The organism is Aeromonas sp. MR16, from assembly GCF_022549315.1.
Lineage (GTDB): Bacteria > Pseudomonadota > Gammaproteobacteria > Enterobacterales > Aeromonadaceae > Aeromonas > Aeromonas aquatica.
This window is the reverse complement of record NZ_JAKZFK010000010.1, coordinates 38,892-51,288: the sequence shown is the minus strand read 5'-3', so window position 1 is coordinate 51,288 and position 12,397 is coordinate 38,892. Positions and strand designations below refer to the sequence as shown.

Annotated in this window: 11 protein-coding genes; all 11 read left to right on the top strand. The window is 55.3% G+C overall.

Annotated elements, in window-relative coordinates:
• The first annotated feature begins 104 nt into the window (after positions 1–104).
• The 11 genes from ribF to MM194_RS09620 all read left to right on the top strand — a co-directional run bounded on the left by ribF (position 105) and on the right by MM194_RS09620 (position 12,376).
• Positions 105–1,079 carry a bifunctional riboflavin kinase/FAD synthetase gene (gene ribF, locus MM194_RS09670; RefSeq protein ID WP_033129185.1) on the top strand — a complete coding sequence of 325 codons (975 nt, stop codon included), beginning with the start codon at positions 105–107 and terminating at the stop codon, positions 1,077–1,079.
• Positions 1,079–3,940, top strand: coding sequence for an isoleucine--tRNA ligase (gene ileS / locus MM194_RS09665; RefSeq protein WP_241343453.1), 2,862 nt, complete (start codon positions 1,079–1,081; stop codon positions 3,938–3,940). Before ribF ends, ileS begins: the two co-directional genes overlap by 1 nt.
• Positions 3,940–4,455 (top strand): signal peptidase II, encoded by a 516-nt coding sequence (lspA, locus tag MM194_RS09660; RefSeq protein WP_033129183.1) that lies wholly within the window; start codon positions 3,940–3,942, stop codon positions 4,453–4,455. Before ileS ends, lspA begins: the two co-directional genes overlap by 1 nt.
• The gene (fkpB, locus tag MM194_RS09655) at positions 4,452–4,904 is read left to right on the top strand and encodes an FKBP-type peptidyl-prolyl cis-trans isomerase (RefSeq protein ID WP_033129182.1); all 453 of its coding nucleotides are present in this window, start codon (positions 4,452–4,454) and stop codon (positions 4,902–4,904) included. Before lspA ends, fkpB begins: the two co-directional genes overlap by 4 nt.
• A gap of 79 nt (positions 4,905–4,983) precedes the next feature.
• Positions 4,984–5,919: a 4-hydroxy-3-methylbut-2-enyl diphosphate reductase gene (gene ispH, locus MM194_RS09650; protein ID WP_033129181.1), complete on the top strand. Its 936-nt coding sequence runs from the start codon at positions 4,984–4,986 to the stop codon at positions 5,917–5,919.
• Positions 5,920–6,029: 110 nt separating this feature from the next.
• The gene (tppA, locus tag MM194_RS09645) at positions 6,030–6,437 is read left to right on the top strand and encodes a type IVa pilus pseudopilin TppA (protein WP_033129180.1); all 408 of its coding nucleotides are present in this window, start codon (positions 6,030–6,032) and stop codon (positions 6,435–6,437) included.
• Between the two features lie 3 nt (positions 6,438–6,440).
• Positions 6,441–7,004 (top strand): type IV pilus modification protein PilV, encoded by a 564-nt coding sequence (gene pilV / locus MM194_RS09640; RefSeq protein WP_033129179.1) that lies wholly within the window; start codon positions 6,441–6,443, stop codon positions 7,002–7,004.
• Positions 7,001–8,083, top strand: a complete 1,083-nt coding sequence (locus tag MM194_RS09635; RefSeq protein WP_241343452.1) for a PilW family protein — start codon at positions 7,001–7,003, stop codon at positions 8,081–8,083. The genes pilV and MM194_RS09635 overlap by 4 nt, the downstream gene beginning before the upstream one ends.
• Positions 8,080–8,505, top strand: coding sequence for a type IVa pilus pseudopilin TppD (gene tppD / locus MM194_RS09630; protein ID WP_241343451.1), 426 nt, complete (start codon positions 8,080–8,082; stop codon positions 8,503–8,505). Before MM194_RS09635 ends, tppD begins: the two co-directional genes overlap by 4 nt.
• A gap of 11 nt (positions 8,506–8,516) precedes the next feature.
• Positions 8,517–12,095 (top strand): PilC/PilY family type IV pilus protein, encoded by a 3,579-nt coding sequence (locus tag MM194_RS09625; RefSeq protein ID WP_241343450.1) that lies wholly within the window; start codon positions 8,517–8,519, stop codon positions 12,093–12,095.
• On the top strand, positions 12,092–12,376 hold the full coding sequence (locus MM194_RS09620) for a TapY2 family type IVa secretion system protein (RefSeq protein WP_241343449.1): 285 nt from the start codon (positions 12,092–12,094) through the stop codon (positions 12,374–12,376). The genes MM194_RS09625 and MM194_RS09620 overlap by 4 nt, the downstream gene beginning before the upstream one ends.
• The last annotated feature ends 21 nt before the right edge of the window (positions 12,377–12,397 follow it).

The following is a 12,397-nucleotide window of genomic DNA, read 5'->3' as shown; positions in this document are numbered from 1 at the left end:
TCGGCATTTGAGCAAGATACCTGAAATCGGGTGGGGAGGGCTGACCCTGCCTGCCGCCTGATATATAATCCGCCGATTTCCCGGCAGCAACGCACAAGGCACTGATGGAGCTTATTCGCGGAATTCACAATATCAAGCCCCGTCATCGGGGCTGTGTATTGACCATAGGTAACTTCGATGGGGTTCATCAGGGACACCACGCTGTGCTGGCTCGGCTGCAGGAAAAAGCCACCGAGCTGGGCCTGCCCGCCTGCGTCATGCTGTTCGAACCCCAGCCCCTTGAGCTGTTTGCCGGGGCTGATGCCCCTGCTCGCCTCAGCCGCTGGCGTGAGAAGTACGAGGCGCTCAGGGGGATGCGGATCGATCGCATGCTGTGCGTGCACTTCACCCATCGTTTCGCCGAGCAGACGGCCAACGCCTTCATCGAGCAGCTGTTGGTGGAAAAACTCGGCGTGCACTATCTGGTGGTGGGGGATGATTTTCGCTTCGGCCGCGGCCGGGAAGGGGACTTCCACCTGCTGGAAGCGGCGGGACGCCGCTACGGTTTCGAGGTAATCAGCACTCAAAGCTTCCAGATCGAACGTCAGCGGATCAGCAGCACCTTGGTGCGCGAGGCCCTGAAGGCGGGCCGGATGGCGGAGGTGGAGCTGATGCTTGGCCGCCCCTACGCCATCAGCGGTCGGGTCGCCCACGGCGACAAGCTGGGCCGTACCATAGGTTTTCCCACTGCCAATCTGGCCCTCAAGCGGCAGGTGATCCCGGTCGGTGGCGTGTTCGCGGTGGAAGTGTTATGTTCCGGCAAGACCTTCCCCGGCGTTGCCAACGTGGGCGTACGGCCGACCTTGAGCGGCACACAAGCCAGATTGGAAGTACATTTATTTGATTTTTCTGGTGATCTATATGGTCAGCAGGTCAAGGTGCTGCTTCGCCACAAGCTGCGCGAAGAGCAGAAATTTGCCTCTTTCACCGCCTTGAAAGAGCAGATCGAACGAGATGCTCTGGCGGCCCGAGCCTGGTTCGGGCTGCCACCATTCAATTTACCCAGCACTCTTTTAGCAAAGAAGGGAACCCAGGACTGATGAGCGACTATAAACACACCCTGAATCTGCCGGAAACCGAGTTTCCGATGCGTGGCGATCTGGCCAAGCGCGAACCCAACATGCTGAAGCGTTGGTACGATCAGGATCTTTACGGCGCTATTCGCCGCGCCAAAGCGGGCAAGCCTTCGTTCATTCTGCATGACGGCCCTCCCTACGCGAACGGCAGCATTCACATCGGTCACTCGGTCAACAAGATCCTCAAAGACATCATCATCAAGTCCAAGGGCCTCTCCGGTTTCGATTCCCCCTATGTACCGGGCTGGGATTGCCATGGTCTGCCCATCGAGCTTAAGGTCGAGGGGCTCGTCGGCAAGCCTGGTGTGAAGGTCTCTGCCGCCGAGTTCCGCGCCGAGTGCCGCAAATATGCCAAGACCCAGATCGAAGCGCAGAAGACCGACTTCATCCGTCTTGGGGTGCTGGGTGACTGGGACAAGCCTTACCTGACCATGGACTTTGGCACAGAGGCGAACATCATTCGCTCCATGGCCAAGATCGTCGAGAATGGCCACCTGCACAAGGGCTCCAAGCCGGTGCACTGGTGTACTGACTGTGGCTCCGCCCTGGCCGAGGCCGAGGTGGAGTACTACGACAAGAACTCCCCCTCCATCGACGTGCGCTTCAAGGCCGTCGACGAGGCTGCGGTTGCCGCCAAGTTTGATTGCGCCGAGGGCCACACCGGCCGCGGCCCGCTCTCCGTGGTGATCTGGACCACCACGCCCTGGACCCTGCCGGCCAACCGTGCCGTCGCCCTGCACGCGGATCTGGACTACGCCCTGGTGCAGGTCGACGGGGATCATCCCGAGCGCCTGATCCTGGCCGCCGATCTGGTCAAGGACGTGATGGACCGCGCCGGCTTCGATCAGTTCCACAACCTGGGCTATGCCAAGGGTGCGGCACTCGATCTGCTGCGCTTCAACCACCCCTTCTACAGCTTCGATGTGCCCATCGTCCTGGGTGAGCACGTCACCCTGGATGCCGGTACCGGCGCGGTACACACCGCCCCTGGCCACGGCCAGGAAGACTTCGTTGTCGGCCAGAAATACGGCCTGGAAGTGGCTAACCCGGTGGGCAGCAACGGCGTTTACCTGCCGGATACGGAACTGTTCGCCGGTCAGCACGTGTTCAAGGCCAATGCTTCCGTCGTCGAGGTGTTGACCGAGCGTGGCGCCCTGCTGCACCACAAGGTGTTCAACCACTCCTATCCGCATTGCTGGCGTCACAAGACTCCGATCATCTTCCGTGCCACCCCGCAGTGGTTCATCAGCATGGAGCAGAAGGGGCTTCGCAAGCAGGCTCTTGCCGAGATCGAGCGCATCGAGACCGATGGCATCGCCCAGCATGGCCAGAGCGGCTGGGTGCCGGCCTGGGGCAAGAACCGTATCCAGGCCATGGTCGAGAACCGCCCTGACTGGTGCATCTCCCGTCAGCGCACCTGGGGTGTGCCCATCTCCCTGTTCGTTCACAAGGAGACCCAGCAGTTGCACCCGGAATCCGTGCGCCTGATGCACGAAGTCGCCAAGCGGGTCGAGCAGTCTGGCATCCAGGCCTGGTGGGATCTGGACAAGGCCGAGCTGCTTGGCAGCGACGCCGACTTGTACGACAAGGTGCCCGATACCCTGGACGTCTGGTTCGACTCAGGTTCGACCCACTCCTCAGTAGTGGATGCCCGCCCCGAGTTCAACGGCAAGTCGGCCGACATGTATCTGGAAGGCTCCGACCAGCACCGTGGCTGGTTCATGTCCTCCCTGATGATCGGCGTGGCCATGAAGAACAAGGCCCCCTACAACCAGGTGCTGACCCACGGTTTCACCGTGGATGGTCAGGGCCGCAAGATGTCCAAGTCCATCGGCAACGTGGTCAGCCCGCAGGACGTGATGAACAAGCTCGGCGCCGACATCCTGCGGCTGTGGGTTGCCAGCACCGACTACACCGGTGAGATGACAGTCTCCGACGAGATCCTCAAGCGCTCCGCCGATGCCTATCGTCGCATCCGCAACACCGCCCGCTTCCTGCTGGCGAACCTGAACGGCTTCAATCCGGCGACCGACATGGTGGCTCCGGCCGACATGGTGGTGGTGGATCGTTGGGCCGTGGGTCGTGCCAAGGCGGTACAGGCCGAGATCGTGACCGCGTTCGACGAGTACAACTTCCACGGTGTGACCCAGAAGCTGATGCAGTTCTGCTCCATCGAGATGGGCTCCTTCTACCTGGACGTGATCAAGGACCGTCAGTACACCGCCAAGGCCGACAGCCTGGCCCGTCGTTCCTGCCAGACCGCGCTCTATCACATCGTCGAGGCCATGGTGCGCTGGATGGCACCCATCATGAGCTTCACCGCCGACGAGATCTGGGCACTGCTGCCGGGCGAGCGCGGCGAGTTCGTGTTCACCGAGGAGTGGTATGACGGCCTGTTCGGGCTGGATGCCGGCGAGCAGATGGGCGATGCCTTCTGGGCCGAGATCCTGACCGTGCGGGGTGAGGTCAACAAGGCGCTGGAAGCGGCCCGTGGTGAGAAGCGCATCGGCGGCTCCCTGCAGGCCGAGCTGACCCTGTTCGCCAAACCGGCACTGGCGACCCGCCTGAACGCCCTGGCCGATGAGCTGCGCTTCGTGCTGCTCACCTCCAAGGCCAAGGTGGTGGTCGCTGATGCGGCGCCGGAAGGCGCCGTCGCCACCGAGCGCGACGATCTGTGGCTGAGCGTGGCTCAGTCTGCCGCCGCCAAGTGCGATCGTTGCTGGCACCATGTGGAAGACGTGGGCACCATCAAGGGTCACGAAGAGATCTGTGGCCGCTGCGTCACCAACGTCGAGGGTGACGGCGAAACGCGTCAATTTGCCTGATGAACATGACTCATAACGCTATTCATAACAAAACGGGCCTGCGTTGGCTGTGGCTGGCGGTGCTGACCTTCGTGCTGGATCAGGGGAGCAAGCTCGCCGTGGTCAAGCTGCTGCCGTTTGGCTACCCGGGGGTGGAGATCACCCCCTTCTTCAACCTGGTGCACGTCTACAACAAGGGGGCGGCATTCAGCTTCCTGGCCGATCAGGGGGGCTGGCAGCGCTGGTTCTTCGCGGTGCTGGCGTTTGCCATCTGTGGCCTGCTGATTCACTGGTTGCGCAAGCAGTCTGTCACCCAGCGCTGGAGTGGCATCGCCTACTCCCTGATCATCGGCGGGGCCCTTGGTAACGTGTTCGATCGGCTGGTGCTTGGTCACGTGGTCGACTTCCTCGACTTCTACTGGCAGCGCGCCCATTGGCCGGCGTTCAACCTGGCCGACAGCTTCATCTTCATCGGCGCCGCCATGATAGTGCTGGAAGGCTTTCGCAGTGAGAAAAAGAAGGAAGAGACGGCATGAGCCAGATCATCGGCGCTGACAGCAGCGTGCTGTTTCACTTTTCCATCAAGCTGGAAGATGGTTCGGTTGCCGACAGCACGGCGCTGCACGGCAAGCCGGCCCGCCTGCGGATGGGGGATGGTAGCCTGACCGACAGCTTCGAACAGTGCTTGCTGGGCCTGCAGCAGGGTGAAGCCAAGAGTTTCACCTTGAGCCCGGAGCAGGCCTTCGGCCTCTCCAATCCGGACAACATCTACCATCTGGATCGCGCCAAGTTCGGCGCCGATGTGGAACCCAAGGTCGGCACCATCATGGTCTTCGATCAGCCCAATGGCAGCGAGCTGCCCGGCATCATCCGGGCGGTGGAAGGGATGTCGGTGACGGTCGATTTCAATCACCCGCTGGCCGGTCATACCGTCACCTTCGAGGTGGAGATCTTGGCCGTCGATGACGAGGAGAAGGTGCACTGATGGATATCCTGCAGGCTTACCCCCGTGGCTTCTGTCGTGTTGGCATCGATCGTGTCATTAATATGAGCGAGGTGATCTGATGGATATTCTACTCGCCAATCCACGCGGCTTTTGTGCTGGTGTCGATCGTGCCATCAGCATCGTCGAGAGCGCGTTGGAGAAGTTTGGTGCCCCCATCTATGTGCGCCACGAAGTAGTGCACAACCGCTATGTGGTGAACAAGCTCAAAGAAGCGGGCGCCGTGTTCGTCGAGGAGTTGGACGAGGTGCCGGACGACAGCATCGTTATCTTCTCCGCTCACGGCGTCGCCAAGTCGGTGCGTGAGATGGCCAAGTCCCGCGCCCTCAAGGTGTTCGATGCCACCTGCCCGCTGGTGACCAAGGTGCATATGGAAGTCCACCGTGCCAGCCGCAAGGGATCCGAGGCCGTGCTCATCGGCCACGCCGGCCACCCCGAGGTGATCGGCACCATGGGTCAGTACGAGAACCGCGAGGGGGGGATGTATCTGGTGGAGACGCCCGAGGACGTGGCCAAGCTCAGTGTGAAGAACCCGGACGACCTCTGCTTCGTCACCCAGACTACCCTGAGCGTGGATGAAACCTCGGACGTCATCGATGCCCTGCGCAAGCACTTCCCCAGGATCCAGGGGCCGCGCAAGGACGACATCTGCTACGCCACCCAGAACCGTCAGGATGCGGTACGGGAGATGGCGGGACTGGTGGATGCCATGCTGGTGGTCGGTTCGCGCAACTCCTCCAACTCCAATCGCCTGCGGGAGCTGGCCGAGAAGGTGGGAGCGCGTGCTTACCTTATCGACGACGCCTCCATGATAGAGCCGCAGTGGTTGGAAGGGGTTCTGCGCATTGGCGTGACGGCAGGCGCTTCTGCCCCCGACATCCTGGTACAGAACGTCATCGCCCGCCTGCGTGAGCTGGGCGGCAAGATAGTGACAGAGCACCCGGGGCGTGAAGAAAACGTCGTGTTCGAGGTACCGCCCGAGCTTAGAATTATTTAAATGTGGCCAGGATGGCCTAAGAATAAAGTGCGATGTTTCTGATGCCGGATTTGTTGTTGCGACCTATCCGGCATTAGACTGTCAAGACCACCAGTCACCAAGGATGGGATATGATTGGGCTCTATCGAGGCTTTTCTCTTATTGAATTGATGATTGTCGTCGCAATTGTGGCGATTCTTGGTGCTATTGCCTATCCCTCCTATCAACGCTATCTGCTGACCAGCCACCGTGTTGAAGCCAAAAAAATGCTGTTGGATGCTGCCAACAGACAAGAAACCTTTTTTATGGACTTCAACCAATATGCTGCATCTAGTGCTGCGCTGAATATCTCCGATAACTCAGATTCTGGTTTTTATCATCTGGTGATCTCGGCTGCCGGCAATACATTTACCATGTTTGCAACGGCCTCAGGAGCACAAGGTTCTGATAGCGATTGCATTATTTTCTCCATCGATCAGAACGGAACCCGCAGTGCCACCCGGCTTGGCAATACCACCAACAACGCCTGCTGGGATTAACCAATGAAACTGAATCGCCGTTTTAATCAAACTGGATTCAGCCTGCTGGAAGTAATGATCGCGGCGGTGGTGCTCTCCTTTGGTCTGCTTGGCCTGGTGGCTATGCAGGCGACGGCCAAGTTTGCTGGTTATGAGGCACGCCAGCGCACCATTGCCAGCTGGCTGGCCAACGATCTGGTGGAGCGTGCCCGGATCAACAAAGACAGCTGGTCTGCCCAAGGAACGACCGTCGTATCCGGTAACGCGATATTGAGTATGCCGAACTGCGCCAACGTCGATGGCACCATGTCGGGTTGCAGTCGCAGCGATCGACAAGCGCTCGATCTCTACTATTGGCAACGCTCCCTGCTGGGGACCGCTGTCTCCGGCTCGGTATCCTCCCTGCAAGCCCCCACCGGCTGCGTGATCCGGGGGGTTAATAACAGCCTGACGGTGGGGATTTTCTGGCGTGGCCGTCAGTCCCTGTTTGATGGGGCAAGCGCAGCAGCTGCAGTGCAAAACAGCTGTGGACTGAGTACGGTAACAGATCGTCAGAGGCGTCAGTTTGTACTGACGACCACATTATGAAAGCCCATGGCTTTACCCTGATCGAGTGGCTGATCGCCATGTTGATCGGTGTCTTTCTGGTCGGCGGTGGTCTTAGTGTCTTTGTGGCATCCCGTGCGACCACAGAGGATGCGTTCGATCAGAGCGAGTTGCAGGAGAACGGCCGCATCGCCATGCGCCTCCTGACTCAGGATCTGAAATGGGCCGGCTTCTGGGGGGATTATACGGGGTCTCCCCTAATCACTGCTTCAGGCGGGGTAAAAATTAATACTGGAGCCTCATTGACAAGTTCAAAGGACTGCTTGGATGAGCGAGGGCAAGGTAGTTTACCAACAAGCTCTAGTTTGGCTGTGCGTCCGCTTTGGGTTGGGTGGGTAAATGATACTAAAGCAATAACAGGGGGGGCATTTGCATGTATTCCAATTGCTAGCCGTGTTGCTAGGACAAACATTATTAGTATTAAAAGGCTTATAGGGCTTTCTTTTGATATTAGTCCAAAGCCTACGGGGACCGCTACGGCAAGGGCCGCCGATGCCACTAGTAAAATATCTGGTTCAAATAGATTTTATTTAGCAACAACAACTGACTCCGCAGAGTTGTTTAAGAGTGGAGATACGATTGGAAGTGCTATTACAGCCAGTCACCTCTGGGAGTACCAGCATTTTATTTACTATGTGTCAGGTGGCAATATTCCTACTTTGAGAAAAAGATACCTTACTGTATCTGATGGAGTTACAAATAATGATGATTCATTATCTAATTGTAGCGCCCCTAATGATTGCTCTCTAGCTATCGCTTCTGGAATAGAAAGCTTGCAGATTTTATTGGGAGTGGATAACAGCTTGGTTCAAGATGGTGTTATTGATAGCTATTTGGCTAGTCAAAATGTAACAGATAATGAGTGGAGAGAAGGGAGAGTAGTGGCTGTACGGATTTTTATCCTTGTGCGTTCTCTGCAACCATCGAACAGCTATGTGAATAACAATGTCTATCAGGTCGGTGACAGATCGATACCGGCTAATGGTGATGGATTCCGTCGGTTATTACTAGAAACCAGCATATCACTGCGCAACCCGGCGGTGATGGGAGGGGGCTCATGAACAACCAACGGGGTGTGGCCCTGATCGTGGCTCTGATTATTCTGGTTCCTCTGACTCTTATCGCGGTGGTGGTGATGCAGTCATCGGGACAGGATCTGAAAATGGCGGGTTCAGCCGCCAGCTTCCGGCAGGCAGAACATCGACTAGAAGGGATTATTGAAGCTGCTTTACAACGCAACGATATTTCGACAAGGATTGCGAATATTAGTTCAGATACCGGTACTAGTGCGGCAAGCGGTACTACTGGCGTTACCCTCATTAGCCGCACTGAAACCGTTTGCAAACGTAAGGTCGAAGCCAGCAGCAACAATGTTATTCCTAAATGTAAATATGTTGAGCTGCAGACGAATTTGAATTATGGAAAATATGCGAGTCAGTTGAACTGGGTTGCAGGCGTGGAACAACCACTGCTCACCAAATAGGAGCGAAGGATATGTGGTTACGACAAATTGGAATTGTCTTGTGCTGGTCCAGCCTGATACTGGTCGCCAATGCAACAAGAGCCGATGATACCGAGCTTTTTATTTATGACTTCAACAAAGCTGGGGATTTTAGACCCAAGGTTTTGCTGATTTTTGATAATTCAGGCAGTATGGCTGATACAATGGAACAGATTAAAGAGGTCTATAATCCTGCCACCGTCTATCCTGCATTGAGTAATGATCCTGACTCTGGAAATAGTAAAAAATATATTTATTTTTCCACAGACGGTAGCATCCCTGCCATCAACAGTACCAAACGTTTTCCCGATAAGTTGAACGCCTGCGCTACCTCAAAAACACCATTGTCAAATATTGGATATTTTCAGTCTCAAGTATGGAGTTATGAAGTTAATAATGGTACCCCTCCTGGAAGGGGACGTGGAGCTTGGTATTCTCTAAGTGGGTACCAAGAAAGTAACATAGCTCTTGTTGATTGCAAACAAGATGTGACAGCGAGTAATTCTGCTAACCCTTATACAGGTTCATGGTCCGTAGGTACAGGATACCCAGTGGACAAAACCAGTAATAACCAAGGAGCATGGTTTTATACCGCTGCTACGAAAGATGCGGTCAATGCAAGTAATACGGCTGTGACTCTTTATTCAGCTAATTATGTTCGTTGGTATTATGGTCCAACCGGCTATTCAGTACAGTCTCGGCTTCGTATTGCCAAGGATGCAGTAAAAGGCTTGATCTCCTCCACCCCTGGAGTAGATTTTGGTTTGGCTATATTCAACCGAAATGATGATACGAATAACAATGGCGGGCGTATTATCAGGGATATCCTTGGCAGTGAAATTACATTGAGCAATGGTAAAACAGGGGAGCAAGATCTATTGGACAGAGTCGAAGGATTAACGGCCAGTACTAATACGCCACTCTGTGAGACATTGCGGGAAGCATACCAGTTCTTCGGCAACAAAGCCGTTGTTTATGGTTTGCAAGGCAGCCCGAGAGATACAACAGCCGAGAGCCCGAGTGGTACCTATCAGGCTCCCTATGATAATTGCTCAAATAATGGCTATGTCATCTATATTACCGATGGCGAGCCGACTCAGGACTCTGCGTCAGATACCTTTGTACAGGGACTGATTAATACACTGTCGACTGATGAAAAGGCCGCTTACGGTACGACAGTAGCCTATGGATCTGGCAGAACCAAGCCAACCAGCTATCTGGCCGCACTGGCTGGCTATATGAAACATAAGGATGTTAATTCAGTTTCCCCCGGAACCCAAACAGTTACCACCTTTACTGTAGGTTTTGGGGATGAGGCAATCAGTGGCGCCGGTAACTTGCTGGCCGAAACGGCCCGTCGTGGCGGCGGCGTATATTATCCGGCCACTAATGCGTCAGCATTAACAGACGCATTAAAATCTTCTTTGCTCGCTATTCTCAGGATAAATACCTCTCTGGTTTCTCCGGCGATTGCCAGTAATAACTTCGACCGCACGCGGAGCCTCAACAATATTTACTATGCCATGTTTGAACCGGATGACGGTCCGAGGTGGCGGGGCAATCTGAAGAAATTGATGTTTTCCTCCAAGGGATATGTTGTTGATAGCCGCAATCTGCCAGCCATCAAATTTGATGGGACCATACTCGACAGCGCCCAGACTTTCTGGTCATCGACCAGAGATGGCAGCAAGGTGGCGGAAGGCGGTGCGCAGGATATGCTGGCGGCAAAGAGTAACCGCAACCTTTTTGTCATCAACAATGGTCAGAGTCGGCTCGATACCCTGACCAAGGCGAACTTGGTTTCTCAGGCGGGTACAGAGGCGGCATTGATGACCTGGATGAAAGCCAGCGATTCAGCCGAACTCGACAAACTGATCGACTGGACCAAGGGGTTGGATGTCGACGATGAAGACTTCGATACTTCGACCACGATCCGCTCTCATATTATGGGGGATCCTCTTCACTCCCGCCCGCTGGTGCTGAACTATGGTCCTCAGTCCGGCAATATGACAGATGCTCCCGACTTGCGGATAGTGTTTGGCACCAATGCCGGATTCCTGCATATGTTCAAGGACATGGGTAACACCGTCGATGAAAGCTGGGCTGCCATTCCCTACGAGTTTTTGGCCAATCAGGAGGCACTGCGTGCCAACGCCGAGTCAGCAGAGCATGTTTATGGTGTTGACTCCTCTCCCGTGGCGCTCATCAAGGACGCCAATCGTAACGGTATATTGAAAGCTTCCGAAAGCGACTTCGTCTGGGTATTTACCGGCTTGAGAAGCGGGGGAAAGGCCTACTATGCCTTCGATATATCGAGTCCGAATACCCCGACCTTGAAATGGCGTTTGAATTCGCAGACGACGGGCTTCAGTGAGTTGGGATTGACATGGTCAGTGCCTGAGATCGCGTTCGTACCAGGGGTAACAGATCCGGTTCTGATTTTTACCGGTGGTTATGATCCGAACAAGAACGCTCTGGGACTGGGGGCGAATGACAGCATGGGTCGGGGGATATACATCGTGAACGCTGCGACGGGAGCACTCCTGTTCAGCGCAACCCCTGCCGCTACCTCGAGTACCAACCTGCAGGTAACCGGTATGGTTGATAGTATGCCAGGTTCGGTGGCAACCTTGGATAGTGATGGTGATGACAAGACGGATCGTATCTATGTAGGGGATACGGGAGGAAATATATGGCGGATGGACCTTCCTTCTGCCACTAAATCCGACTGGAAGGTATTCAAGTTTGCCAGTCTTGGATCGGATGCGACCCAGGCAGAGGACCGTCGTTTCTTTACCCAACCCATAGTAGTGCGCACGATTAACAAGCAAGTGACGGCAACGGTCGTCGGGGGAAATACAACGTATTCCTATCAGGATCGTCCCTTTGATGCTGTGCTGATAGGCAGTGGTGATCGAAATCGCCCTTCATCTGAGTCAACCGTCCATAACGGTTACTTCATGTTGCGTGACTATGATGTCATGCCCCGTACGTCAACTTCGCCCGCTAGATCGGCTATCCAGATTTCAGAGCTCTACGATGTGACCAATGATCCCTTGGCTGCTCAGACGACCAGCGCCGCTATTCTGGCAACCAAGGCTGGCATTACCAGTGCAAAAGGCTGGGTCAACTGGTTGAACGAAGAGGGTGAGAAGTCGCTGGGGGCTGGCGTGGTACTACAAGGCAAACTCTACTTCACCTCCTTCCTGCCTCAGGTGCAATCGTTCCAGCAGTGCACCATTCAGTCCATTGGGGCGGCGCGCCAATACATGGTGGATATGCACTATGGCAGTTCCTTCCGCTACGTGGTCGATTTGGATGGTAATGAAACGCCAGAGCGCTATGTCGAAGTACAAAACAAGGTGGCGGATGACCTGGTCGTGCATGCGGGTGATGATGCGAAAATACGCATCATAGGTGGCGGAGCAGGGGAAGAAGTCATTCTCAAGGACGACGGTAGTGGTGAACCCGAGCGCTGTACCGGTGGTGGTGAATGTGCTCAGGGGGCGGAAGAAGCCGAGATGGATATGTCGCCGAAGAAAATCTACCTGTATGAAGGAGAGGTGCAATGAAATCGCTGAAGATGATGTTGGGCCTCAGTCTTTTATTATCAGGCCCTGTGCTGGCGGATGACATGAAGTGCTATGTGGAACTGGTTAACGGGCAGAAAGTCGTACTGCATGGCACAGTGACAGATAGCAGCCAGAAGGCAGTACAGGAGAAGTTCAAGCAGCGCGGATACGAAATCAATGGTGCTGTGCAACCGGTACTCAAGCTGCTGGAATGCCAACCTCTAGAGAACAAATTTCAGTCAAAGGAGGGACAGCAGCAAGATGCCAGCCAGCTACGGTAGTGAGCGTAGTGAGCAGGGACA